The organism is Rhodococcus (subgen. Prescottella) equi (assembly GCF_003013675.1).
Lineage (GTDB): Bacteria > Actinomycetota > Actinomycetes > Mycobacteriales > Mycobacteriaceae > Prescottella > Prescottella equi.
Window position 1 is genome coordinate 2,987,093 of sequence record NZ_CP027793.1, and the last position, 25,029, is coordinate 3,012,121.

Sequence of the window (25,029 nt, forward strand, 5' to 3'; positions counted from 1 at the left end):
GGACCCATGATCTATCTGGACAACGTCGTGCAGAAGGTGGGCCAGGTGGTGGGCGAGGCCGTCGGCCACGTGTCGAAGTCGGACGCCACCCAGTCGGTCACCATCGCCCGCCCCCGCGACGAGGTGACACAGTTCTGGCGCGACCCCCAATCGCTGTCCGCGGTCTTCGACCAGGCCGCGGAAGTCCGAGCGGGCGATGTTGCCGGGGAGTATGTCTGGAGCCCGGTCGGTTCACCCGACGACGCCGAGTCGTGGCGCGCGACCCTCCGAGAGGACGAGGACGGCTTCCGGTTCACGACGACCGGGGGCGACGCGACCGGCCCGACCCCCGGATTCGTCCTGGGCTTCCGGGACGCGCCCCACGGGCTCGGCACCGAGGTCACGCTGCGAGCCCGGACCCCGCTACCGGAGTTCCTGTCGTCGCTCGCGGCGTTCGCAGTCCTTTACCGGGCGCGCGCTCTGCTGCAGACCGGGGAGGTCCCCACCCTGCGCGACAACCCCAGCGCCCGCCGTAGTGGGCAGTGATCGACAACCGGAGGAGGTCCCGTGCGCGCTCTGTGTTGGAACGGCGTCAACGACTTGGCCGTGGAAACCGTCGACGATCCGCGTCTGGTCAATCCTCACGACGCGATCGTCGAGGTACGCCTGACCACGACGTGCGGGTCCGACCTGCATTTCATCGACGGCTACCTACCGGGGATGCGAGAAGGCGACGTCTTCGGCCACGAGTTCATGGGCGAGGTGGTCGAGACCGGCCCGCAGGTCACCCGGATCCGGACCGGGACGCGGGTGGTGGTGCCCTCGTTCATCAGCTGCGGGTCGTGCTGGTACTGCGACCACGACCTGCCGTCGGTGTGCGACACCGCCAACCCCAATGCCCATCTGCAGCAACCGGTTTTCGGTTACCCAACCGGCGGGATCTACGGCTACACCCACCCCTTCGGGGGCTACCAGGGCTCGCACGCCGAGTACATCCGGGTGCCGTTCGCCGACTCCAATTGCTTCCCGGTGCCCGACGGGATATCCGACGAGCAGGCCCTGTTCCTCTCCGATGCGGTGCCGACCGGCTACATGGGTGCCGACTTCTGCGACATCTCCGCCGGTGACACGGTCGCCGTCTGGGGCGCCGGCGGAGTGGGTCTGATGGCTGCGAAGAGCGCGCTGCTGCTCGGCGCCGACCGGGTGATCGTGATCGACAGGTTCCCGGAGCGTCTCGAGATGGCACGCACCGTGTGCCACGCCGAGACCGTGGATTACACCGACTGCAACGTGCGCGAGGTACTACGTGAGAGCACCGGGGGACGCGGTCCCGACGCGTGCATCGACGCCGTCGGGATGGAGGGCCACGGTACCGGAGTGCAGGAACTCTACGACCGCACCAAGCAGCTGCTGCGACTCGAGACCGACCGCGCGACATCACTGCGGCAGGCCGTACTCGCCTGCCGCAAGGGCGGAGTGGTCTCCGTGCTCGGGGTCTACGGGGTGACCGACAAGTTCCCGATGGGCGCCGTGACCAACAAGAGTCTGACGATCCGCTCCGCGCAGCAGCACGGGCAGCGCTATCTCCCCAGGCTGTTCGAGCACGTGCAGCGGGGTGAACTCGATCCCGCGGTACTCGCCACCCACGACCTCCCGCTCGAGGACGCGGTCCGGGGCTACGAGATGTTCAAGAAGAAGCAGGACGGTTGCGTCCGCGCGGTCTTCCGTCCGTAGCGACGCGAGAGGGTGCGATGCCGTCGCGGTGGAATCCCACCGTCGGGGTCGAGGAAGAGTTCCTCCTCGTCGACCCGGTCACCGCGTGGCCGCGGATGGACAACGACGCCGTGGTCGCCGAAGCTCACCGCGCCGGTGTGGAGCTCCAACGCGAACTGGGTGCCTGTCAGATCGAGACGACCTCCCCGGTGTGCACCGGGCCGGAGGAGCTGACCACGCAGCTGGCCCAGCTGCGTTCCGCGGCCGCGCAGGCGGCGGCCCGATGCGGCTGTCGACTGCTCGCCTCCGCGGTCCCTCTCGTCGGACCCCGCGAACACCAGGTCAGCGACGACGACCGTTACCGATCGATGGAGCGAGCCTTCGGGATCCTGGCGCGGCAGCACGGCGTGTGCGGCTGCCACATCCACGTGGCGGTGCCGGACCGGGACTGTGCGATCGCAGTCGGCAACCGCCTACGCCCCTGGCTGCCATCGCTGTTGGCTCTCACTGCGAACTCCCCGATCTACAGCGGGGTCGATACCGGTTGTGCGAGTTGGCGTTCGGTCATGTGGCGACGCTGGCCCAGCGCCGGCGCTCCCCCACTGTTCAGGGATGCGCACGAGTTCGACCGCGTCGTCGCGGCGATGGTCGACACCGGCAACATCCTCGATCGTGGAATGGTCTACTGGGACGTGCGGCCGTCCGCACGGTTTCCGACGGTGGAAGTGCGGGTGAGCGACGTTCCGGCGACCGTCGAGGAGTCGGTGCTGCTCGCGGTACTCGTGCGCGCGCTCGTGGTGACGGCGCTGCGAGACGCAGAAGCCGGCTCGGACGTCGCGGATGTACCCGGCCACGTGCTCGACGCCGCCTACTGGCGCGCCGCCCGCGACGGGCTGGACGGCGTGGGTGTGGACCCCGCGACGGTGACCGTCGTCCCCGCCTCGGTCCTGCTCGAGCGGATGATCGACAGCGTGGGCGACGCCCTCGACCACCAGGGGTTGCGAGCCGTCGCAGAAGACGGGCTCCGGCGTCGGGTGGCAGCGGGAAACGGTGCTCGACGGCAGCTTTCGGCCTTCCGGCGACGGCACTCGATCTTCGACGTGGTCGAGACGGTCGCAGACCTCACCCTGCAGGGTTGCTAGGCAGCAGACCACCCGACTGGCGATCACGGGCCGTGCGGGACGACACGAAAGGCGTCCTGCTAGTTTTTGTGACGACTTGTCGTCATAAAGAAGGGTCGACTCGGTGCCGACGATCGATGTACACGTTCATACCGACGGGATCCGGCTACCGCGGCGCCGGCAGATGGCGTTGTCGGCCCTGGCCGGCGCCGCCGCGTCCGCGGTGATTCTCGCTTCGGCGCAACTGGCTGTCGGCTGGCAGAATTCGGCCGATTCCGCGCTCCTGCTGAATCTGGGCTACGCGGCCCAGTTCGCCGCCATCGTCCAGGTACTGTCCGTTCCGCTCGCGCGCGCCGGAGACCGCGTGACGGGTCTGTCGCTGGGATTGTTCGTCGCCGCGATGTTCCCGCCGATGCTGCACGGCCATGCCGCCCGACTCGCAGTCGTGAGCGATCTCTATCTCGTGAATGTGCTCGTGGTCCTGGCGCTCGCGGTCGCGACGGTCCGTGCCACCGCCGATCTGTGGCGGAGGGCTCGCGCGTGAGCGGACCGGCGGACGTCGTCGGCGCGGTTCGGCTCAGAACGAGACGAACGGTCGCGGTGGAGCTCGAGCGCCTGGCGCGGCGCGGCAGCCTGTCGGAGATCCAGATCGAGGCCGTCGCCGCGGCCCTCGAGCGCGTGTCGACCGTCCTCGTCCTCGATCGGCTGGCGGCGTTGCAGGGTGACCCGTGGGTCGTGGCCGAACTGTTCGGCCACGACGCCCCGACCACGAACGAGGAACACCGCCGATGCCCAAACTGACAGGTGGGACCACGCTGGCCGAGCACAAGGCTGCGACGCGTGACGCAATGCTCGACGCGTTCGCCGTCGAACTGCACCAAAGACCTTGGCAGGACCTCAAACTGCAGACGATCGCGGAACGGGCGGGAGTGGCGCGCACCGCGGTGTACAACTACTTCCCCGACCGGACCACACTGTTGCTGGCCTGGTCCGAACGCGAGATGACGCGATTCATGGCGTTGGCCGCGCGCGAACTCGCGGACCGCATCGACCCCGTCGACCGCTTGCAGGTCCTCGTCAAGCTGGTCCTCATCGAATTCTCCCTGCAGCGCGGTGTCGCCGCCTCCGTCGCGTCGATGCTCGCACCCGAGGATCGACACGTCTTCTTCACGCACCTGGAACCACTCGCGGAGCTGTTCGAGGATCTGCTGCGGGACGGTATCGACGGTGGAGTGTTCGCGGACGCCGATCCGGCAGCCACGCGCCAGTTGATCATGGCGTGTCTGGAATCCCAGCGCCCGGGACTGGTCGCGGGAGGAAGAACGGATTCCGCCGTCGCACGCACCGTGCCGTTCATTCTGCGCGCGCTCGGGGTACGAGAACCCGGGGTGCAGGGCTAGTAGGCCCGCGTCAGCAGGGCGTTGCGCAGCGCGGCCCGATCGTCGAACGCGGTCGCCACGCCGTCGTCGACGAGTGCCGGGTCGTGCCCGCGTCCCGCGAGGAGCACGGTGTCCCCGGCACCGGCCAGGTCCACGGCTACCGCGATCGCCTCCCCGCGATCCGGGATCACCACCACCTCTGCCGTCCCGGCCCGGCGCGCTCCCGCCGCAACGGCGTCGCGGAGATCGGCGGCGTCGTCGGAGAAGGCGCTCTCGTCCGTCACGACGACCACCTCCGCGTATCGCGCAGCGGTGAATCCGAGCGGAGCGCGCTTGCCGGGATCACGCTCGCCGGTGGCGCCCAGCACAACCACGATCCGCCCTGGCGTCACCGAACGCAGATAGGGGAACAGCCGATGCTGACCGGCGGTGTTGTGCACGTAGTCGACCAACGCGAGGAACGGTTGCCCGACGTCCACACGCTCGAGCCGCCCGGGGATCGCGTCGAGTGCCTCGATCCCGGCCACGGCAGCGCCGAGGTCGATTCCTCGGACGGACAGCGCAGCGAGGGCCGCGACAGCATTGTCCACCTGGTGCCCGCCGAGGACCCGCAACCGAACCGGTACCCGTTCGCCCCGGTGGTGCAGAGTGAACGTGCTCCCCCACCGTTGTGCCCGCACCGTCGTCGCGTACACGTCGGCACCGGGATCGCGTGCCGAGAACGTCAGGTGTGGAACCGCGACCTCGGCCGCGAGCCGGCGGCCGTAGTCGTCGTCGATGCAGACGGCCGCGCGTTCGCAGAGGTCGCGTTCGAACAGACGTGCCTTTGCTGCGTAGTAGGCCTCCATGTCGGGGTGGTAGTCGAGGTGGTCACGCGCGAGGTTGGTGAAGACTCCGACGTCGAAACGGGATCCGTCGATCCGGTGTTCGGCCAGTCCGTGGCTCGACACCTCCATCGCGACCGCGTCCACTCCTTCCTCGACGAACTCGACGAAGCTCTGCTGCAGCTCACACGCTTCCGGCGTGGTCCGCGTCGCGGGCCGGACCGTGCCGGGTCCCCGCACCGTGACACCGGTGACCACCCCCGTCCGGAGACCCGCCGCCACGAGAGCGGCCTCGAGCAGGTAGACGGTGCTGGTCTTGCCGTTCGTCCCTGTCACGCCGTACAGGTCGAAGGCGGTCGACGGATTTCCGTACGCCCATGCCGCGAGCGGTCCCAGTGCCACGCGTGGATCGTCGACGACGACCGTCGGCACGATGTCCGACGGCCGGTCGCTCAGCATCGCGACAGCGCCGCGCGCGGTTGCCTCCGAGGCGAAATCCGCACCGTGGTGCCGACGTCCCGGCAGTGCAGCGTAGAGGTCACCCGGGCGGACACGCCGGGAGTCCTGACACACTCCGGTGATCACCCGCCGGTCGTCCACGGGGGCGTCGGCAACCACGTGCCCCGCCTCGCACAGGCGGTCGACGACCTCACGCAACGTGCGGGGACAAACCGGCGTCCACAGGTCCTCGAGGTCCATCCGACAAGTTGACCACCCTCGGGGCGGTTGCCGCCGGTGAACGATCGTGTCCCTGACGGTCGGGGCATTCCCGATCCGCGCCGTCTCGACATCTCGGCGACGGAACTGCCCGACTGCGCAGGCGCTCAGCGGCCGGGCGAGCCGACGGACCGCACGGGAAGGCGATGCAACTCCACCTCGTTCAACACCCCGCCCAGGGCCGTCGCCGTCATGTACGTGCAATGCGGCTGCCGGCGCCGATCCGTCGGTGAGCCCGGGTTGAGCAGACGCAGTCCGCCCGGGGCTGTCGTGTCCCACGGGATGTGCGAGTGCCCGAACACGAGCACGTCGGTGTCGGGGTACGCCGCCTCCGCCCGCTTCTCCCTTCCCGCCGCTGCTCCCGTCTCGTGGACCACCGCGAGACGCACCCCTTCGAGCGTCACCCGCGCGATCTCCGGAAGCCGTTCCCGCAGTGCGGGACCGTCGTTGTTGCCCCAGCAGGCGACCAGCCGCCGAGCCCTTCCCTCGAGCTGATCGAGCAACCCGACGTCGACCCAGTCGCCCGCATGGACGACGACGTCGGCGCGATCGACCTCGTCCCACACCGCGGGCGGCAGCGACCGCGCTCGGGCCGGGACGTGGGTGTCGGCCAGCAGCAGGAGCCTCATCTCACCAGTGTGCCGCTCGCGCTCGATGGGTACACGGCGAGCATGACCGTCCCCACACACGACCGACTCGCCATCGTGACCGGTGCAGACTCCGGCATGGGCAGGGCAACCGCGCAACTCCTCGCCTCCGACGGGTACGACGTCGGCATCACGTTCCACACCGACGAGGCCGGGGCTGCGGACACCCGCGCCGCCGTCGAGCAACGCGGACGACGCTGCTACGTCGCCCGCCAGGATCTGACGAGTCCGGATACCGGCGACACCGTCGATCACCTCGCCGAACAGCTCGGTGGATTGGGGGTGTTGGTGAACAATGCCGGCGCCGGTCACCGGGACCGGGCGCTCGACCTGACCTACGCCCGGTGGCGGGAGATGCTCGCCACCGATCTCGACGGCCCGTTCCTGTGCGCGCAACGGGCCGCGCGCCGGATGGTCGAAACGGGCAGGGGTGGACGGATCGTCAATATCACCAGCGTCCACGAGCACGTACCACGCCTGGGCGCGGCCGCCTACTGCACGGCCAAGGCCGGCCTGGGAATGCTGACCCAGTGCCTCGCACTCGAACTCGCCCGGTACGACATCACCGTCAACGCCGTCGCTCCCGGCGAGATCGCCACCCCGATGACCGGTATGGACGAACCCGACGCTTTCCGCGAGGACCGTCCCGGCAATCCGACCGGGCGCCCGGGGCACGTCGACGAGATCGCCGCCGTCGTCGCCTTTCTCGCGTCGCCGCGCGCGTCGTATCTCACCGGCCGCTCGATCCCGGTGGACGGCGGCCTGATGCTCATGGCCGCGCACGGGCACGACATGGCCGACGGCAGCTGGCGCGAACTCTGACTGCGCCCAGCTATTCGGCGCTACGTCCGACCCCCGCGTCGCGACAAGCCGCGACGAGGTGGAGTCCGGCGTAGGTCCGCCACGGCCGCCAGCGGTCGACATCCACCGCATCGATGCCGAACCGGTCCATTGCCGCCCGGACGGCGGGATCCTCGGTCGACAGGACGTCGGGGTCGCCCAGGCCCCGCATCCGGATGTGGGCGGCAGTGCCCGGTGGGAGGCCGGGAATGTCGCCGAGGGCCTTCTCCGCGGCGGCGCGGTCGACGCCCGGGTCGAGTGTGACCGCGCCCGAGGCCAGCCTCCGAGCGAGCCCTCGAAGCGTCCGCCGGAGGGGATCGGACAGTTCCCCGAACGAACGGTCGGCCAGATCCTCGGCTCGGGGGAACAGGTGGGTCAGGCCGCCGCGGGCAGTGACCAGCGGCTGCCCATAGCGCCGCGCCAGGAGGGCGCCGGCCCGGCCGGCGACCGCGCGGAGCGCGAATTCCTCCGGGTCGACGGTTCCCGGAGAACGCAGACCGGGTCGGGCCGCCACGGCGTCGGCGAGCGCCCGGTCCGCGCCCAGCCGCTCGGCCACCGCGTCGGGATCTGCGTCGAGGTCGAACAGGCGCCGGACGCGTTGCGTCGCGGTCGTGAGGTCGCGCAGGTCCTGCAGGCACAGGTGGCAGGGCAGCCACCCGTCGCCGCTGTCCTCCCCGACCTCGGCGATCCCGACACCGCGGGGAAGGCGCAACGTGCGACGGTAGCGGCGGGTGGGACGGACACCGGTCATCTCCTCGACGCCCGGTACCAGATCGGCGGCGAGGACGTCGAAAGTCACTGCGGCCGAATAGTGCCCGCGGAAAGGCAGGCGCAGTGGGATACCCGCCGCCGTGCCGGGGGCGCCTACGTCACCGAACCGGGTGGGGGTCCGGGGGCGGGCGGCGCGCAGCCCGGTGGGGTTGGCCGCGTAGATCTCACGGATGGTGTCGTTGAACTGCCGCACGCTGGCGAACCCGGCCGCGAACGCGACATCGGTCACCGGCATCGACGTGGTCTGGAGCAGGACCCGTGCCGTGTGCGCGCGCTGGGCCCGCGCCAGCGCCGTCGGGCCCGCCCCGACCTCGGCGTTGAGTTGGCGCTGAACCTGGCGAGCGCTGTACCCGAGTCGGTAAGCGAGCCCCGAGACACCCTCCCGGTCGACGACGCCGTCGGCGATCAGGCGCATGGCGCGCCCGACCAGGTCGGCCCTGACGTCCCACGCCACCGAACCGGGGACGGCGTCGGGGCGGCAGCGGCGACAGGCGCGGAATCCGGCGCCCTGTGCAGCGGCCGCGGTGGGGAAGAAGCGGACGTTCACACGTTTGGGGGTGGTCGCCGGACAACTCGGCCGACAGTAGATACCGGTGGTGGCCACCGCGAAGAAGAAGTCGCCGTCGAACCGCGCATCACGACTGCACACCGCCTCGTACCTGGCCTCGTCGCTGATCACCACACCAGCATGCGGTGGACGAGTTCGATCGGGCCAGCGGAAATCGGACGTCGCGTTCGAGGACCGCTCGCTGGGGTCGACGTCTTGGCGGGCTGCCACGGAGCCGCCGAGGTCGTTTACGCCGCCGCTGTCCCGTCCGCTCCGCCCGCGACCACGGCGACGGTCGAGCAGACCACCGCCGCTCGCGTCAAGATCTTTGTCAGCACTGGATACTCACCCCTCTCCCTTGATGGAGGCGATCAGTGTTCGACCGCCCTCGTACCGTGTACGAACGGTTCGGACCCACAGCCGCATCCGGAGCCGTGAGCGTTCGTGCGGCGGTAGCGCTTCGCTCGACGTAGCCACAAGGCGCGCCGCGAACGGATACGTGACTCGCCAACCGGAGCGGCCTGTGGACCGCGGAGAGACCTCGACGGCCACCGGCTCAGTGGCCGCAGGACGTCGTAGCCCCTCGAAGCCTCGCCGCACCTGCTCCCGAACCGTCAGGGGCCCACTCGCACCAAACCTGCCAGCGCCCGGACCAGATCGGCAGATTCCGGAGCGGGTAGCTCCCCGAGCCATTGCTCCTCGACGTCGCGCACCGTCAGCGACAAGCGGGCGTGCAACTGCCGTCCCCGCGGACTCGGATAAACACGCACTTTGCGCCGGTCGTCGGGGTCGACCTCACGGTAGACAGCGGCGATCGACACGAGCCGATCCACGACACGGGTGAGAGTCGGTGCCGGGATCCGTGTATCGACACGCAACTCCGCCATCGTCGCTCCCGGACGGGCCGCCAGCGTGTCCAGCACCAGGTAGTGGTCGACGGTGAGCTTGTCCGCGGCGAATGCGTCGTCCGCCGCCTGCGCTGCCACTCGGGCCGCCCTCAGCAGCGCAGCGGTCACCGACACGTCGCCTACTGCGATGGCACTATCGTCCGACACGACCCACTCCCGAGCTGTTGCGTAGTTCACACCCCACAAGCAATACTTTCAAATGAAATGATAACCCGAGCACAGCCCCTCACCTACGACGCCGCGGAGGCCTCGACATGAGCGCCGTACTCGACCGCGTGCGCGCCGCGCAGTGGCGAGTGGCGATGGTGGTTCCGCTCCAGGGGCCGGCCGGATTGTTCGGGCCGTCGTGCGAGGCGATCGGCGAACTGGCCGTGCACGACATCAACAACACCGGAGGCGTTCTCGGCCGCGAGGCCGCCCTCCATGTCGTGGACGGCGGTCTGGACCCTGCGGCGATCGCCGCAGAGGTGCACCGACTGGTGTCCGCCGGCGCCGTGGACGCGGTGAGCGGTTGGCACATCTCGTCCGTGCGCCACGCGCTCGCACCGGTCGTCACGGGACGCGTCCCGTACTCCTACACCTCGCTTTACGAAGGCGGCGAGACGCGCAGCGGCATCTTCTGCTGCGGCGAGACGCCTCGCCAACAGATTGCTCCGGCCCTGAAATGGTTGCGGGACAACCTCGACACCCGTCGATGGTTCGTGGTCGGCGACGATTACATCTGGCCGCACGGATCACTGGGCGCCGTGCGGGCGTATGCCCACGAGCTCAGTCTCGAGATCGTGGGCGAGGCATTCGTAGACCTCGGCCGCGGCAACATGAACCGCGTGGTGGACGCAGTCCGCGCATCATTGTGCGACGGCGTTCTGATGCTTTTGGTGGGTCAGGACGCCGTCGACTTCAACCGCGCCTTCGCCCGCCGCGGACTCGACGAGCACATCGTGCGGTTCAGTCCCCTCATGGAGGAGAACATGCTGCTCGCGAGCGGGCCGCACGCCACGCGAAGTTTGTTCGTAGCCGCCGCATACTTCCGCTCGCTCGTCGACGCCGACTCGATGGATCTCGTCGGCCGCTACGTTTCGCTACACGGCGCGGCAGCGCCGCCACTGAACAACGCCGCGGAGTCCTGCTACGAGGGCATCCAGACCCTCGCCAACCTCATCCACCGTGCGGGAAATCCGTCCACCGCGGCACTCGATTCCGTCGTCGACGGCGCAGCATACGACGGCCCACGAGGGACCGTTGAGTTCCGAAACCGAGTAGCTCGTCAGCGAATTCACCTCGCCATGGCGAACGGTGTCGACTTCGACATCGTGACCACACTCTGATCGACCACCTCTTGACACTGTGGCGCACACCACTTACTTTCATTTGAAATCATTCCATTTGAAAGTGCTCTGAGGTGTCCGATGGGCAGTGTCGGTCTGCTGTACGTGGGTGCGGTCCTGTTCGTGAACGGGCTGATGCTGCTCGGAGCGGTGCCACCGAGATCGGCGGCGATCCTGAACCTGTTCGTCGGGGCGCTCCAGTGCATCGTCCCGACGGCGATGCTCATACAGGCGGACGGCGACTCCGCGGTGACCCTCGCCGCGTCGGGTCTGTACCTGTTCGGCTTCACGTACCTGTACGTCGGGATCGGCAACCTCGCCGGGCTCGATCCTCGTGGCGTCGGCTGGTTCTCGATCTTCGTCGCCGCCGCAGCGGGTGCCTACAGCCTCATCTCCTTCAGCATCGTCGACGACCCCGTGTTCGGTGTCATCTGGCTGGCCTGGGCCGGGCTCTGGACCCTGTTCTTCCTGGTCCTCGGCGCCGGACGGGAGGAACTCACCCGATTCACGGGCTGGACGGCCCTACTACTCAGCCAACCCACCTGCACGCTTCCTGCGTTCCTGGCGCTGACGGGCAATCTTCCGAGCTCATCTGGTGCTGCGGCACTGTGGGCCGCCGGGCTGGCAGCGCTCGTCGCAGTCGCCGCGACCCTGGGCCTGCCAGCCGCCCGGCGCCGGGTGCCCGATACTGCCGAACTCCACCTCAACCCCCACTAACTCTGCCCTGCAACGCAATCAACGAGAGGAACGATCATGCGACACGGAGATATCTCCTCGAGCAACGACACCGTCGGAGTGGCGGTGGTGAATTACAAGATGCCTCGACTGCACGACAAGGCCGGAGTCCTCGACAACGCACGACGAATCGCCGACATGATGATCGGCATGAAGTCGGGACTGCCGGGGCTCGACCTGGTGGTGTTCCCTGAGTACTCCACGCAGGGAATCATGTACGACGAACGAGAGATGTACGAGACGGCGGCAACGATTCCCGGCGACGAGACCGCGATCTTCTCGGCCGCGTGCCGCGAAGCCGACACCTGGGGCGTCTTCTCGATCACCGGCGAGCAGCACGAAGAACACCCGAACAAGCCGCCCTACAACACCCTGATCCTCGTGAACAACAGGGGCGAGATCGTGCAGAAGTACCGAAAGATCCTGCCGTGGTGCCCGATCGAAGGCTGGTATCCGGGCGACACCACACACGTGACCGAGGGGCCGAAGGGCTTGAAGATCTCGCTCATCGTATGCGACGACGGCAACTACCCCGAGATCTGGCGGGACTGCGCAATGAAGGGCGCCGAACTGATCGTGCGCTGCCAAGGGTACATGTATCCGGCGAAGGACCAACAGGTCCTCATGTCGAAGGCCATGGCGTGGGCGAACAACTGCTACGTCGCCGTAGCGAACGCCGCCGGATTCGACGGAGTGTATTCGTATTTCGGCCACTCGGCGATCATCGGGTTCGACGGCCGCACCCTCGGCGAGACAGGCGAGGAGGAGTACGGCATCCAGTACGCACAGTTGTCGGTCTCCGCCATTCGAGACGCCCGCGAGAACGACCAGTCCCAGAACCACCTGTTCAAGTTGTTGCATCGCGGCTACTCCGGCATTCACGCTGCAGGTGACGGCGACAAGGGCGTGGCGGATTGCCCCTTCGAGTTCTACAAGCTGTGGGTCACCGATGCCGAGAAGGCCCGAGAGCGCGTCGAGTCGATCACGAGAGACACTGTCGGCGTTGCGGATTGCAGGGTGGGATCGCTGCCCGTCGAACAGACCTCCGAGGCCTGACGAGGAGGTCCGCCATGCCCTATCTCACAGACATGTTCCACGAGCAGAACCGAGCGCCCACGGATGTGGTGGCACCGCCACTCCGGCCCGTCGGCGCTTTCGATCCCACCGCACTCGCCGACCGCCTCGGTTCGCGGATCGTCGGACAACGCAACGCAATCGATGCCGTCGTACGGGCGGTCTCGTTGGCCTCGGTAGGCGCCAACGATCCGTCCCGCCCGCTCGCGAACATCCTCCTTACCGGACCGACCGGTGTCGGCAAGACCGAACTGGTACGACAAGTCGCCGCCGCGCTGCGCTCCGGACCGGACGATATGTGCCGAATCGACATGAACGCGCTTGCGCAGGAACACTACGCGGCGTCCTTCTCCGGCGCGCCTCCCGGATACGCCGGCAGCAAGGAATCGTTCACCCTGTTCGACCGCGGCGCCATCGAAGGCGATCCGTACACACCTGGGATCGTCCTGTTCGACGAGGTGGAGAAGGCCGACACGACGGTCCTACGTGCACTGCTGCAGATTCTCGACCACGGCGTGCTCCAGCTGGCGAACGGGCAGCAGACAATCTCGTTCCGCAACAGCTACGTGTTCCTGACGTCGAATCTCGGGTCCGTCGAACTGGCCGCCCGCCGCCGCACCCTGTGGGGGCGGCTGGGCCGCCGACACCCGCCGGACGACGAGAAAGTTGTCCGGCGCGCCGTCGAGCGCTTCTTCGATCCGGAGTTCTTCAACCGCCTCGACGAAACCGTGGTGCTGAACGGACTCGACGATGCGACCGCCCGCGAGGTTGCCGGTCTCGAGATCGACGTGGTCGCACGCCGGCTGGCCAGGCGGTCGATCAGCGTGGAGATCGGACCCGACGTCGTCGCGCTGCTCTGCGGTCAGGGCTTCGACCCCGTCTACGGCGCGCGCGGGCTGCGACGCACTGTACGTACGGTACTGGCCGATCCGATCGCGGCAGCGGTCCTCGAACACCGGCCTGTTGGATCGGAACCACTGCATCTCCGCACGCGGGTGACCGCCGGAAGAGTCCGTGTCACCCGCAGCTGATCTGCGGAATCCGTCTGCGGGGTGGCCCGGTACCGGACCGGGCCACCGCGCACGAGGCCTACCGTCCACGCACGCTCGTGTCTCCCGCCGTCGCAGGTGCACACACCCGGTCCTTTCGAACAGCGCCGCGCCGACACCATCAACGACACTGACCAACGGAGTCCCGGCCCGCGTCCTACGGGCCGGGACGCCACCCGCATCAGACCGGATCGAACCCCTGCCGCGGCTTCATCCGATCCGCGAGGTGCTACGCCGGACGCAGCTGTGCCGTCGGGTCAGGTCGACGTCTCCCCCGTCCCCGCCTCGATGGTGTGCTGGGTGTCGGATGCGAGACGAGTGACCTCGATCTTCCGTGGCTTGGCCCGTTCGGCGACCGGGATCATCACGGTCAGGACACCGTTCTCGTAGGTGGCAGAGATGTTCTCGGCGTCGACGCCGTCGCCGAGTGACAACTGCCGACGATAGGTTCCGGTGAACCTTTCCGACGCGAGCCACTGGACGTGCTCCGCCGAGGGCGCGCTGCGATGCGCGGTCAGCGTGAGCGTGCCGTTCTCGACGTCGACGTCGACCGAGCCGGGGTCGACGCCGGGCAGATCGGCGTGGAGCACATAGTGGTCGTCTACCCGATACAGGTCCATGGGCATGAACTGCGGGACACGCGAGGTACCCACGGCGTTGGACATCAGGCTGCGAGTGAGTGCGTCGACATCGGTGAAGGGATCGAAGCGAAGCACAGCAGAACACCTCCCGAGCTTTCCAGTGCCCGTCACGTCGACGGGCATCCGAACAACGTGTGCACCATGAAATTTAGCACTCCCCGACCGAGAGTGCCAAGAGGATTCCGGGTCGAGTTTTCGACGCGCCCACGACGCCGACTCACACCAATCCCACTGCTGCACAACCACGTCGACGACCGGCCGACTCGCTTCCGCGGTGGGGATCGGATCGAAGCAGCGGCCGGTCGGCGCCGTCACCGGCTCGGGCGGACGCTAGCCCGATCGGATGTCGAGGCCGGCAATCTCCGCGAACGCCGCGAGCTGCTCGAGGTAGTGCCCGAGGGAGTCGTGGCGGACCGTCAGGTTGATCTGTGTGGCGCCCGCCTTCTCCGCCGTGGCGATCACGTCGGCCACCTGGCCGGGAGCGTCGACGGGATCGAGCCGTTGGTTCGGCGAGAAGACGACGTCGAAATCGTCGGGCAACTCGTGCCGGTCGAGCATCTCGCGCATCAGCTCGGGACTGGGACCGCGGAAGGCCTGCGGCGCCGGCGCCCAGCCGTCGGCGAGGGTCACGGCCCGGCGCAGTGCACGCTCGCTGTGCCCCCCGATCCACATCGGAACCCGCGCCTGCGCGGCGTGCGGGTCGACCACCATGTCCAGGAACGAGTGGTACGGCCCCTCATAGGACACCACGCGGCCGGACAACGCCGCGCGCAGGGCCCGCAGGGCGTCGTCGGCGCGCGGTCCACGGTCCTCGAAGGGAACCCCGAGCATGTCGAACTCCTCCTTCAGGTTCCCGACACCGAACGCCAGGATCAGTCGCCCGCCGCTGAGGTGATCGAGCGTCCCGTACCGCTTGGCGATCTCCAGGGGGTGATAGAACGGCAACACCAGCACGTACGGCAGGAATCGCAGCCGGTGTGTCTGCCCGGCCAGGAACGAGAACGTCGCGAGCGGATCGTAGAAGCGTTCTCCGCGCGGCAGACCCGGTGGGACCGCCACGTGGTCCCCACACGTCATGAACTCGAACCCGAGGCGGTCGGCAGCCTGCGCCACCCGGACCAGTTCGGCGGTACCGGCGGCGGCCTCCCACTCGGGTCGGTTGCCCGCGAGCGCCACGATCGGCGAGCTGATACCCACCTTCATGCCCGTGCCTCCGCCCCGTACAGCCTGCGCTGCAGCCGGATCAGCGGATCGTCGCCGTCCCTGCTGCCGGACGGTCCGGCGCCCTCCTTCGGCATGAACCGGCCGGCGTCCGACCGCGTCCACTCCCGGGTGGCCCACCGCTCGGCGATGGCCCAGCGACCGTCCCGCCATTCCATGTGGTCGATGAACCGCACGCCGCTGGTGAAATTCGTCCGCGGATCGTCGGCCGGCTCACCCCAGTGAACCGACGTCCCGTACGTCTCGCTGATGGCGGTGTCGCCGAGCAGTTCGACCAGATGGTTGCCGACCATGTGCATCGTCCCACCGCGCCGGGCGCGCAGCTTGGGCTCGACCCAGGCGATGTACTCGTCCAGGGTGCCCTCGAACCCGGTGTGATGATCGATTCCGTCCGGGTGATACGCCGACCGGACGAGGTCGAAGTCCAGCCGGTCGATTCCGCGGCAGTACCGCAGGACGACGTCGTGGATCTGTTGGCGATCGGACCACTCGCTGCGTTGCTCGTTCATACCGAACGAACGTAGAGAAGCCGTCGGCCTCACGCGGTCCACATCCTGCTGGGCGAGAAGACGCGGCGGTGAACCTCGGACCCGTCGGCGTGCCGGGCGAATTCGAGGCTCAGTGCCCGAGGTGATCTCTCAGGTGCCGATGCTCCATGTGCTTCACGTGCGCATGCTCGGCCACCACGATGCTCGCCCCCGCCATGAAGAACAGCGCGCATGCCGTGCCTGCGATGACGGCCCAGCCCTCGAACCCGTAGCCGGCAGCGACCAGCGCCATCCCGAGTGTGGCTATACCGAGGCCGATCAGTCCCAGCCCGGGCCAGTTCCTCGTGTCGTCGATCGATTCGCCCGGATGCTCCCGGGTGGTGTGCGCACGGTCGAGCGGCAGTCGATGAGTGTTCATGCCGACCCTCTTCCTCGAGGTACGGGTTCGAGGTTCCAGCATGCGCGTGTCCTGCAGTCGAACGGGACACAGCGGCATCACCTGAAGGTCACATTCTCCTCTCGCCGGCCGCGAATCGACCCGGCGACGCGCCCCTGCGCGCACGGCGTAGCAGTGCCCGATTCATTCGCACTCGGCCCGGATCGCCGTGAGCATGACGGAGGACACGGAAATCGGCGGAGCGTCAGTGATGCGGACCATTCCGGCGAGACCGACGGCCAGCATCAGCAACCGGCCCGCCGCCTCACGGGCATGCGTGAAGTCCGCGTTCCGGCGGCACAAAACGGCTGCGAGTACTTCGGTCAACCGGGACAGCGACTCGATGTAGCTGTCTGCGATCGGCTTCCGTAGCTGCGCATGGGCCGCCGCCTCGGCCCATCTGGCCATCGACCGGCCATCCGTTCCACCCAGCAGATCGCGAAAGAACTCGATCAAGGCGTCGATCGGTTCGAGTCCCTGTACTTCGCCTTCATAGGCGTCGATCTCGCTAGCGGAGTATTGGCGCCACGCTTCCGCGGCAAGTTCATCGGTCGACGAGAAGTGATGGTGGATTTGCCCCTGCGAACCACCGAGTTGCTCCGCCACCGTACGGGCCGTAACAGCACTGAGGCCTTCCTTCGCCACGATGGCCGCAGCCGCTTCGACGATCGAGCGTCGACGCTCCGCACGTGCCAGATACGCCATCATTGCCTCCGTCGTGCTTCTCGCTCGGGATGGGACGCCGACTTCAGGAAGGCAGCCGTTCGTTCGCGGAGGCCCTGCCGACGCCGTTCGATCGTCTCCTCGGCCGGAGGATCGAGTGGGCCGACGATCGGCTTGCTGTGGACGTTCACACTGCAGTCGAGGTCGGTGCAGACGTGAAGCCCGAGCGTACTCAACCGCTGACGCTTGTCGCGGGACGGGCGCGGGGCAGTGAAGAGTGACACCTCGTTGAACCGCCGCGCAAACCGACACAGGTCGCACATCACCGCGCGCGAGGAATGTGCGGCTTGATTCGGGTTCTGCCGGAGCATCACACCGAGCGCCTCGCCCTCGACGTCGGCGACCAGATAGACCCGCAGCGGAGCCCGCAGGTCTCGCCAGCCGAGGTAGTCGATGCGCGGCCAACGCACCTCGTCGAATCCGACCGGTAGGTGCACTCTCTTCTGCACCGGATCGAGATTGACGATAGAGGCACGCACTTCCGCCCTCGTCATGGACCGCACGTCGCTTCCCCCTAACTTGTACACGGATACAATTTGTATCACGATACAACTTGGAGGTTCGTGCGTACGCGGGCGTGGCCGCCGACATCGACTCTTCTCGGCCGGCGAGTCGCGAGGCCGCCTACTCGGCTTCCTTGATCCACCTGGTCGCGTACATCGTGTTCGATCCGAAGAATTCGCGAACCACGTCGTCTACTGCGTTCAGACCGTTCTCGCTGTTCGTCATGATCACAAGACTGCGGCCGGTTTCGGGATAGGCGATGAAGAAGGCCTTGTACGGGCCGTTGTCGCCCCAGTGCCAGATCGCGTCCCCGAGTTCATTGCTCTGCAGCCCGATACCGAGGCCCCACTTGATGTGGTCGATCGCGTCCTGGTCGCTGCCGCCGTGGTCGGCACTACCGAAGGGAGTGAACATCATCTGGCGCGTGGCAGGTTCGAGGCCCTCGCCGTCCAGCAGCGCGCCGCGAAGGAACTTGTCGTAGTCACCCGCCGTGGTCCGCAGGGTGTAGGCGATGTTCGCGCGGGGGAAGTTGCGTACCGGCCGGGCGGCGCCGTCGGCGGTGTGGCCGACCGATGTGACTGCGTCGAACGCAGGATTGGTGACGAGATCGCTTCCCGTCATCCCGAATCGCTCGAAGACCCGCTCCCGAACCAGTTGGTCGAACGATTGGCCGGTCAGCGATTCGACGGTCTTCTGCAGGTAGTAGAAGCCCTCCCCGGAGTACGACCACTGGGTCCCGGGTTCGAAGGTGGTGCTGACCGGTGTGGTCTCGAACTCCGGGCTGGACGGTCCGGTCGCCCAGTTCGGGAGGCCGGACGTGTGCGTCAGTACCATCCGCCCGGTGATCCGTTGCGCCGCCGGATCTCCCGCGATCCGCGAGTAGTCGAAGTACTCCGACAGCGGTGTGTCCAGATCGAGCAACCCCTCGTCCACCAATTGCAGCACGACGTACGAGGCGACCACCTTCGTCAGCGATGCCGCCTCGAACACTGTCTCGGCAGTCACCGGCCTACCCGTGGCAGCATTCGCCACCCCGTAGTCGAATTCGCGCTCGGTCCCACGGTCCGCGTAGATGACCTGGGCGCCGGGAACCCCCTGCTCCGCCATGATGGCGCCGAGCCGCTGAGCGACCGCCGCGTTCGACGGGTCCTCGAGGGATCCGCCGAGAGAGCCCAGCGAACCGGTGGAGCCGAGCCAGCCGGGGGCCCCGATGGTCGCCGCCCGAGCCGGCGCATCGATGGACGGGGACAGCGCGACGGCACCGGAAAAGGCCACAGCGAGAACAGGTACCAATACCCTGCGATGGAAAGACTTCACATGACACCTCGAGACATCGATCAACGGACACGCCGATGCTAGGACGGATCGGAGCCCGAATCGCTCGGGGTAACAACATCCTTACCGACGTCAACGAGATGGAAACAAACGTCCGTTTGAACCCTGTCTCGAACTGTGCGCCAGTGGTTTTCGCGTGTCGCAGTTCACACCTTCGGCCGAGCCTTACCGATCTCGACGAACCAGTGGCCAGCACCTGAACCTCGCGTCGCTCCAGCCTCACCGTCTCGCCATGCGCTCTCCGGAAGCCGTCGGGGTCGGGTCCTCGTCCGTGAGGAGATCACGCAGCTGTAAGAATGGTGCGATGAATGTCGTTATCAGGCCGGGCCAATCGGAGGATTCCGTGCTGCTCAGCGAGCTCGCCATGCGTTCCAAGGGCTTCTGGGGTTATAGCGACGAGTTCCTCGAACTGTGTCGACACGAGTTGACGCTGAATGGCACCGACGTCTTGATCCGAAGGACTGCAGTAGCCGAATCGTGCGGCACCGTCGTCGGATTCGTGACCGTTGACGGGACCCCGCCCGACGGCGAGTTGGGGATGCTCTTCGTTGCCCCGGAGGCTATTGGCGGCGGCATCGGCACAGAGCTTTTTCGCCACGCACTCAACACTGCACACCAGGCCGGGTTTCGCCGGCTCGCGATCGAGTCGGAACCCCGTGCCGAACCGTTCTATCGCGCGATGGGAGCGGTCAGAATCGGCAGTGTCGCGTCCACGTTGGTTCCCGGCCGCGAGTTGCCCTTGATGGAAGTGAGCACAATCCCAACCCTTTGAGCAAGGAACGGCTCGAGTTCCACTCGACGCGATGCAGGACATCGAAACCGACCAAGGGGCCGGGCCACCGTAGTAGTCACGGGCAACACCGGAGTGGACGCACAAATAGCTGTGGCGACGGGCTGCGATGATATGTCGGGTCCTTGCGCGAGATTGTGCCGCCGGACAGTCCTCGCCGACTGCACGGGGAGACGCGGAGAGATCAGATACACGCCCCGCTGTGATGCAATCAGCTCATGCAATTCAATCATGACAACATGACTGGCGCGCTCCTGGCCGCGGACCTTGTCAACCTTCAGCGAGAGGACCGATGGACGATCCCGGGTGTCGAGGCGGTTTTGGACAACCACACCATCCGATGGCCAGACGTGGACGAAAGGACGTCGACGGCACTGCGCCGATGGGCCTTTCGACTCCGAGAGGTATTCGTCGCCCAGAACGAGGAGCTTCGGTGCCAGGCCGTCAATGCGCTTCTGGTCGACGGGGTCGGCAGTGTGTATCTGACGACGCACGGCGGTCGTCGCCCGCACTTGCACTTCACACCGGACGGAGACGACCTCGTTGGGCGCGTGATGGCGGTCACTGCGGGTGGGCTTGCGTTCTTCACGGTTGAGGCGGCAGGTGGCCGCCTGGGCGAATGCGATAGGGCAGGGTGCAATCGGGTGTTCGTGGATACCAGCCGAAACGGACGCCGTGCCTATTGCAGCGCTCGATGCGGCAATACGGATGCTGTCCGCCGTCATCGCAGCCGAGGCCATACTTGACCTGGCCATCGGGCGGATACCGCCGGTGCGAGTCCTACCCGATCATCCGGACCCACAACTCGCCAGTTGCCGCAATCGCTTCGCTGATACCGCACCCATCCCGCACTCGTACAGTGCGAGGACACCGTGTTCCAAGTCTCGATCTCACGCATAGCCACACACCCTGACGCAATGGATGGGTACATAACAACCATTACTTCACAGGCATCGCCGGTGCATCCTCGGCCACAGTCCCCGCATGTGAATCCTCATGGTTCGCTACACCGAATGTGCCCGGCGAGTTTGGGGCGCCGCCCCTCCTTGTAGTAGACGTCAACGACGCAGATTCCCTCGACGAAATGTCCGCTGAGTTTCGGCCGAGGAGCAGTCGGGCCGCGCCCTCGCGCTCACCCCCACACCGGGGCATCCGGATCGAACGAATGGGACGCGTCCTCCTCTCGTCCCGACCGTGAGGTGTCGCCGCAGACTCCTCGAACCGACGCGTCAACGACGTGTGCCGGGCGCCGAGATTCGACGGCGCCCTCGCATACCCGCAAACCGCGTCTCGGCCATCGCTCACCGCATCTTTCGCGGTCCCGCCCCGCCGGGTGCGCGAGACCGGCCAGAATCGGGAGTATGAGTGCCGCGCCGACTCCTCCCGCGCCGATGCTCGCCACGCTCGGCGAGCCTCCGGCCGGTGAGGGCTGGGCGTTCGAGATGAAGTGGGACGGACAACGCGCCGTCACCGATGTTCGCGATGGCGGTGTCCGACTCTTCAGCCGCAACGGCAACGACATCACCACGGCGTTTCCTGAACTGACCGGGCCGATAGCCGAGGCCGTCGACGACCATGCCGTCGTCCTGGACGGCGAGATCGTGGCGCTCGACGCGAAGGGTCGGCCGTCGTTCGGTCGGCTGCAACGCCGGATGCACGTCGCTCGTCCTACGACACAGTTACGCAACGACTTTCCGGTCATCTACTACGCGTTCGACGTCCTGGCCCTCGATGGCGAATCGACCATCGGCCGGACGTACCTGGAGCGGCGCCGGATGCTCGACGACCTCCGGATATCAGGGCGGCAAGTGCAGGTTCCGCCGTTCTGGACCGGCGTGGACGGCCACCGGATGCTCGACCTGGCCCGCGAACACCACCTCGAGGGCGTGGTCGCCAAGCGCGTCGACTCCACCTACCGGCCGGGTCGACGCGCGCCGGAGTGGATCAAGACTCCACTGCGCAAGAGCACCGAGGCCGTCGTCGTGGGCTGGGTCGACGGCAGCGGCGCAGCACGTCACGGAGTCGGCTCTCTACTGCTCGGCGCATACGACGACGATGGTCGCCTCGTCTACATCGGACATGTCGGCACCGGCTTCACCACCGCACTGCGCCGATCGTTGCGCGAGCAACTGGCCACGCTCGAGCGGCCCACGAGCCCGCTTGCCGCGCCGCCCCCGAGCCGGGACGCGAAAGACGCGCACTGGGTCGAGCCCCAACTGGTGGGCGACGTCGAGTACCGCGAATACACCGGAGGCAGTCTGCGACATCCCAGCTGGAAGGGCCTACGCGACGACAAGACCCCCGCCGAAGTCGACCTCCCCGGCCGTCACTGAAGATGGATCGGTTGTCGCCCACGGCCGACGCGGCTGCGACACTGCTCGAATGGAAGCTATCGGGTTCGAGGCGGCAGAACTGCTCGACGCGGCCGGTGTCGCGCTCGGACCGGGCCTGTCCGACGCCGAGTTCACCTCCGTCCACGAACGCTTGCCCGCGACGCCCGAGGATCGTCGAGTATCTGCGCAACGAGCTTCCTGCCGGCCGAGGCCGAAAGTCTCTCTCGCCCATCACCGTCCGCGTGCCGTACTGGTCCCGGTTCGTCGAGTCGGCGAGCAGCGCCGAATCGGTCTGACCGACGGGCGGAGTCAGACGGCCGGGCGTTCATCGCCCTCGGTGAGTTTGCGCGCGATGTCGTAGAGCGGCACGTTGCGTTCCTGCGACAACTTGCGCAGTAGGCCGAACGCGTGATCGGCGTCCACCGCGAATTTCTCCATGAGCATGCCCTTGGCCTGCCCGATGGTGTCCCGGGACTGGAGTGCCTCTCGGAACTGCTCCTCGCGCTGGGCTGCGATCACCGCGATCGCCGCATGCGTGGCCAGTGAACCCCCGACGCTCACCGAGGTGGCGTCGAACGCATGGGGAGAGGCACTCAACAGATTGAGCGCGCCCAGGTTCGACTCGGTGGTGTAGAGCTGGAAGGCGAGCATCGAGCCGATCCCCGCGTCCGCGGCACGGGGCGCGAATCGCGGCCACCGGCCCTCGTGCGCCATGTCGTCCACCCGAACTGTCTCGTGCTCCCAGATCGCCTGCAGGCACGGACCGTCGTCGACCTCCTGTTGCAGGTCGTCGATCCGGCTCGGCAACTCGGATGTCCCGGCGCGCGATTCCAGACGCCCGCCCCGCACCGCCAGCGTGATGTCCGCGTGCTCGGCCCCGGGAACGAGCTCGACCGCGGCGCGAGTGATCACCTCGAGCGTGCCGTCGAGGCTGGCGTGCTCGTCGCGCATGTCCCGCGCCATGGCTTCGATCGCGACCCGTACGTGCCGGTCCACGTTTCGCGGCGTCGCCGCTGCGCTGCCGCCCTCGTCGCCTCCGTCGTGTGCCACGCATCCATGTTTCCACTGATGCGGCCCTGCGCGCGGCCGATCCACTCGCCTTTTCGGACGAGTAGCCTGGCGATCAGCCGCATGGCTTCGGACGCCGTCGGTCAGGCGTTATCGGTTCAGCAGCGCAGCTGGTGGCGTCGTCCGTCACCGGACGCCGACAACCTCCTGCGCTATCGCGGCAAGGCGCGTCTGAGCTGCAGAGACGACGCCGTGCCGGTTCTTGTTCGCCTCCTCGTAGGCGACGATGACGCGCACATCGGCGGGATCCGTCAGTTCCTTGATCGCGGCCACCGCGCGGGAGACGTTCATGTCGTCGTAGTCGGCGATCGGCAGTTCGTCGGGCCGCAGCGCGCCCGTGGATGCCCGTACCCCGTGCAGGGCGTCGGCCACCGCGTCGACCCCACGATCACGCGTGACCTCCTCGGCCCGCTCCAAGGCGCCGTCACGACCTGCGGCGATCGTGCGCGTCGCCACGTCGCCGGCGTACGCCCCGCGGCTCAGCAGCTGATCGAACGAGGACCCGCGGAACGCACCGCGTCCATCATCTGGTCGATCCCTCGCGCCGACCAGGACACGGGAGCGTTCATCCAGCGCACCGCCACCCCGGCCACCGCCTGCGCCGGGGTTCGGCGCAGCGCCACGGGACCACCGAGCGCCTCCTCCGCCAGCACGGTGGTCAACCACTCCACGGTCGCCGAATGCGCTGTGATCAGGCGGTCTGCCAGCTTCGCGACGTCCTCGCGCCGTTCCGCGGTGGCCACGGCCTTCAGATACCGGGCGCGGTCGAGCAACTGGTGTTCGAGGGCGAGGTCGGCCAGCAGTGCTTCCTCGAACGGCTGCGCCTGTTCCGCCAGTGCCTTCAGGACGGCCGTGGCCCGCCCGACCATGGGGCCGACCAGGGCGGGTAGCCCACCGAGGTCCCGCAGAGTTCGCTCGATTGCGTCGGCCCGTCCCCGCGCATTGTCGGCGTTGCGCGCGAGTTCGGTCGCCACGGCCTCGGTCCGCGCCTGCGCGCGGCGGGTGTCGGCCAATTGGATCTCGGAATTGGTCAGCTCGAGCAGGGTGCGTAACTGCACGACGAGCGTCGAGGTGTCGGTCACCGCATTCTCCGTTCCGGCAGTGCTTGCCATAGGGGAAACTTCGTCCGCGCCGTGGGCTACCCGAATCCCTCCCGCGCCAATCACTTGCGGCACGACGTGCCGCAAGCGCCCTCGGGCACGCCGCCGCGCCGCTATCCGGCCAGGATCCGCTCGGCGAGCTCTCCGGCTCGCCGCAGGCGCTGATCGGATCCGTCGATCCCGCGGTGAGAGACCGCACCCTCGAGCAACAGGTAGAGATGCTCCGCGACCTCCCGCGGGTCGTCCGCGACACCGTCCTCGGAGACCAACTGCGCCATCCGTTCGTGGACACGCTGCTTGTGATCGCGGATGACGTCGTAGGCCGGGTGGGAGAAGGGCAGCTCGGCGGCCGCATTGATGAAGGCGCAACCCCGGTCCCCCTCGTCGACGTCCGCGCGATAGGAATCGAAGACGGCCAGGACCCGTGGTCGCGGCGCCGTCGCGAGTCGCTCCTCGAACCGCTCCCACCACCGCCTGTCCCGCTCGGTGAGGTAGGCGACCACCAGCGCATCCTTCGAGCCGAATCGGTCGTAGAGGGTGCGCTTGGTGACGCCCGCGCCGGCGGCGATCGCGTCCACCCCAACCGCGTGGATACCGTTGCGGTAGAACAGCTCCGATGCCGAGTCGAGAATCTTACGCGCCCCGTCGGTGAGCCGACCCCCGGATGCCACCATCACACCATCCTCCTTGACTTCACCGACCAGTATACCTAGCGTGAGAACACGTACTTCACAGATCGGTATACCCAACCGGCAGGC

The 25,029-nt window shown here is 67.6% G+C and carries 27 protein-coding genes and 1 pseudogene; 14 read left to right on the forward strand and 14 right to left on the reverse strand.

The features are described from left to right. Window positions 1–6 precede the first annotated feature (6 nt). From C7H75_RS14005 to C7H75_RS14030, 6 genes are all read left to right on the forward strand, one after another. On the forward strand, window positions 7–525 hold the full coding sequence (locus tag C7H75_RS14005) for an SRPBCC family protein (RefSeq protein WP_022596360.1): 519 nt from the start codon (window positions 7–9) through the stop codon (window positions 523–525). A 21-nt stretch (window positions 526–546) separates the two neighbouring features. After that, window positions 547–1,713, forward strand: coding sequence for a zinc-dependent alcohol dehydrogenase (locus C7H75_RS14010; protein ID WP_022596361.1), 1,167 nt, complete (start codon window positions 547–549; stop codon window positions 1,711–1,713). 17 nt (window positions 1,714–1,730) lie between these two features. Continuing rightward, window positions 1,731–2,834, forward strand: a complete 1,104-nt coding sequence (locus tag C7H75_RS14015; protein WP_022596362.1) for a carboxylate-amine ligase — start codon at window positions 1,731–1,733, stop codon at window positions 2,832–2,834. A gap of 103 nt (window positions 2,835–2,937) precedes the next feature. Beyond that, window positions 2,938–3,357: a hypothetical protein gene (locus C7H75_RS14020; protein ID WP_022596363.1), complete on the forward strand. Its 420-nt coding sequence runs from the start codon at window positions 2,938–2,940 to the stop codon at window positions 3,355–3,357. Next, a complete protein-coding gene (locus C7H75_RS14025; protein WP_044991148.1) occupies window positions 3,354–3,614 on the forward strand; it encodes a hypothetical protein in 261 nt (86 codons plus the stop codon). Before C7H75_RS14020 ends, C7H75_RS14025 begins: the two co-directional genes overlap by 4 nt. Further along, window positions 3,602–4,213, forward strand: coding sequence for a TetR/AcrR family transcriptional regulator (locus C7H75_RS14030; RefSeq protein ID WP_022596365.1), 612 nt, complete (start codon window positions 3,602–3,604; stop codon window positions 4,211–4,213). The genes C7H75_RS14025 and C7H75_RS14030 overlap by 13 nt, the downstream gene beginning before the upstream one ends. Here C7H75_RS14030 and C7H75_RS14035 read toward each other — a convergent pair. After that, a complete protein-coding gene (locus C7H75_RS14035; RefSeq protein WP_106851473.1) occupies window positions 4,210–5,715 on the reverse strand; it encodes a Mur ligase family protein in 1,506 nt (501 codons plus the stop codon). The genes C7H75_RS14030 and C7H75_RS14035 overlap by 4 nt on opposite strands. 125 nt (window positions 5,716–5,840) lie before the next feature. After that, window positions 5,841–6,362, reverse strand: a complete 522-nt coding sequence (locus C7H75_RS14040) for a metallophosphoesterase family protein (RefSeq protein ID WP_022596366.1) — start codon at window positions 6,360–6,362, stop codon at window positions 5,841–5,843. 42 nt (window positions 6,363–6,404) lie between these two features. Between C7H75_RS14040 and C7H75_RS14045 the strand changes: the two genes are divergently transcribed. Continuing rightward, the gene (locus C7H75_RS14045) at window positions 6,405–7,202 is read left to right on the forward strand and encodes an SDR family oxidoreductase (RefSeq protein WP_044991149.1); all 798 of its coding nucleotides are present in this window, start codon (window positions 6,405–6,407) and stop codon (window positions 7,200–7,202) included. 10 nt (window positions 7,203–7,212) lie between these two features. Here C7H75_RS14045 and C7H75_RS14050 read toward each other — a convergent pair whose 3' ends face one another. Then, on the reverse strand, window positions 7,213–8,673 hold the full coding sequence (locus tag C7H75_RS14050) for a DNA-3-methyladenine glycosylase 2 family protein (protein ID WP_022596368.1): 1,461 nt from the start codon (window positions 8,671–8,673) through the stop codon (window positions 7,213–7,215). Between the two features lie 479 nt (window positions 8,674–9,152). Further along, complete coding sequence (locus C7H75_RS14055) at window positions 9,153–9,593, reverse strand: MarR family winged helix-turn-helix transcriptional regulator (RefSeq protein WP_106852015.1); 441 nt, start codon at window positions 9,591–9,593, stop codon at window positions 9,153–9,155. Window positions 9,594–9,700: 107 nt separating this feature from the next. Between C7H75_RS14055 and C7H75_RS14060 the strand changes: the two genes are divergently transcribed. From C7H75_RS14060 to C7H75_RS14075, 4 genes are all read left to right on the forward strand, one after another. Further along, window positions 9,701–10,774 (forward strand): substrate-binding domain-containing protein, encoded by a 1,074-nt coding sequence (locus C7H75_RS14060; RefSeq protein WP_106851474.1) that lies wholly within the window; start codon window positions 9,701–9,703, stop codon window positions 10,772–10,774. 81 nt (window positions 10,775–10,855) lie between these two features. Next, the gene (locus C7H75_RS14065) at window positions 10,856–11,491 is read left to right on the forward strand and encodes an AmiS/UreI family transporter (protein ID WP_106851475.1); all 636 of its coding nucleotides are present in this window, start codon (window positions 10,856–10,858) and stop codon (window positions 11,489–11,491) included. Window positions 11,492–11,527: 36 nt separating this feature from the next. Continuing rightward, entirely contained in the window at window positions 11,528–12,565 is a 1,038-nt protein-coding gene (locus C7H75_RS14070; protein WP_013416265.1) for an aliphatic amidase, read from the forward strand. A 14-nt stretch (window positions 12,566–12,579) separates the two neighbouring features. Continuing rightward, window positions 12,580–13,614 carry an AAA family ATPase gene (locus C7H75_RS14075; protein WP_106851476.1) on the forward strand — a complete coding sequence of 345 codons (1,035 nt, stop codon included), beginning with the start codon at window positions 12,580–12,582 and terminating at the stop codon, window positions 13,612–13,614. 275 nt (window positions 13,615–13,889) lie between these two features. Here C7H75_RS14075 and C7H75_RS14080 read toward each other — a convergent pair whose 3' ends face one another. The 7 genes from C7H75_RS14080 to C7H75_RS14110 form a co-directional block, all read right to left on the reverse strand. After that, window positions 13,890–14,348 (reverse strand): Hsp20/alpha crystallin family protein, encoded by a 459-nt coding sequence (locus C7H75_RS14080; protein ID WP_013416267.1) that lies wholly within the window; start codon window positions 14,346–14,348, stop codon window positions 13,890–13,892. Between the two features lie 255 nt (window positions 14,349–14,603). Then, entirely contained in the window at window positions 14,604–15,476 is an 873-nt protein-coding gene (locus tag C7H75_RS14085; RefSeq protein WP_013416268.1) for an LLM class F420-dependent oxidoreductase, read from the reverse strand. Then, window positions 15,473–16,003 carry a nuclear transport factor 2 family protein gene (locus C7H75_RS14090; RefSeq protein ID WP_041674281.1) on the reverse strand — a complete coding sequence of 177 codons (531 nt, stop codon included), beginning with the start codon at window positions 16,001–16,003 and terminating at the stop codon, window positions 15,473–15,475. Before C7H75_RS14090 ends, C7H75_RS14085 begins: the two co-directional genes overlap by 4 nt. Window positions 16,004–16,112: 109 nt before the next feature. Beyond that, window positions 16,113–16,400: a hypothetical protein gene (locus C7H75_RS14095; RefSeq protein ID WP_005512691.1), complete on the reverse strand. Its 288-nt coding sequence runs from the start codon at window positions 16,398–16,400 to the stop codon at window positions 16,113–16,115. A gap of 162 nt (window positions 16,401–16,562) precedes the next feature. After that, a complete protein-coding gene (locus C7H75_RS14100; protein WP_049799517.1) occupies window positions 16,563–17,126 on the reverse strand; it encodes a TetR/AcrR family transcriptional regulator in 564 nt (187 codons plus the stop codon). Beyond that, window positions 17,123–17,620, reverse strand: coding sequence for an FBP domain-containing protein (locus C7H75_RS14105; protein ID WP_022596381.1), 498 nt, complete (start codon window positions 17,618–17,620; stop codon window positions 17,123–17,125). Before C7H75_RS14105 ends, C7H75_RS14100 begins: the two co-directional genes overlap by 4 nt. 145 nt (window positions 17,621–17,765) lie before the next feature. Further along, window positions 17,766–18,920, reverse strand: coding sequence for a serine hydrolase domain-containing protein (locus tag C7H75_RS14110; RefSeq protein ID WP_233281764.1), 1,155 nt, complete (start codon window positions 18,918–18,920; stop codon window positions 17,766–17,768). A gap of 364 nt (window positions 18,921–19,284) precedes the next feature. On the opposite strand from C7H75_RS14110, the gene C7H75_RS14115 reads away from it, so the two are divergent. The 3 genes from C7H75_RS14115 to ligD all read left to right on the forward strand — a co-directional run bounded on the left by C7H75_RS14115 (window position 19,285) and on the right by ligD (window position 22,103). Continuing rightward, window positions 19,285–19,752: a GNAT family N-acetyltransferase gene (locus C7H75_RS14115; protein ID WP_041674282.1), complete on the forward strand. Its 468-nt coding sequence runs from the start codon at window positions 19,285–19,287 to the stop codon at window positions 19,750–19,752. Between the two features lie 572 nt (window positions 19,753–20,324). Beyond that, a complete protein-coding gene (locus tag C7H75_RS26215; RefSeq protein WP_231849606.1) occupies window positions 20,325–20,516 on the forward strand; it encodes a CGNR zinc finger domain-containing protein in 192 nt (63 codons plus the stop codon). Window positions 20,517–21,131: 615 nt separating this feature from the next. Then, window positions 21,132–22,103, forward strand: a complete 972-nt coding sequence (gene ligD / locus C7H75_RS14125) for a non-homologous end-joining DNA ligase (protein WP_106851478.1) — start codon at window positions 21,132–21,134, stop codon at window positions 22,101–22,103. Window positions 22,104–22,412: 309 nt separating this feature from the next. Here the strand turns inward: ligD and C7H75_RS14135 are convergent, their stop codons facing one another. The 3 genes and pseudogenes from C7H75_RS14135 to C7H75_RS14145 form a co-directional block, all read right to left on the reverse strand. Beyond that, window positions 22,413–23,066, reverse strand: coding sequence for a GAF and ANTAR domain-containing protein (locus C7H75_RS14135; protein WP_175271969.1), 654 nt, complete (start codon window positions 23,064–23,066; stop codon window positions 22,413–22,415). A gap of 231 nt (window positions 23,067–23,297) precedes the next feature. Next, window positions 23,298–24,283: pseudogene (locus tag C7H75_RS14140) on the reverse strand (ferritin-like domain-containing protein). Between the two features lie 101 nt (window positions 24,284–24,384). Then, the gene (locus tag C7H75_RS14145) at window positions 24,385–24,945 is read right to left on the reverse strand and encodes a TetR/AcrR family transcriptional regulator (protein WP_005512679.1); all 561 of its coding nucleotides are present in this window, start codon (window positions 24,943–24,945) and stop codon (window positions 24,385–24,387) included. Window positions 24,946–25,029: the final 84 nt, after the last annotated feature.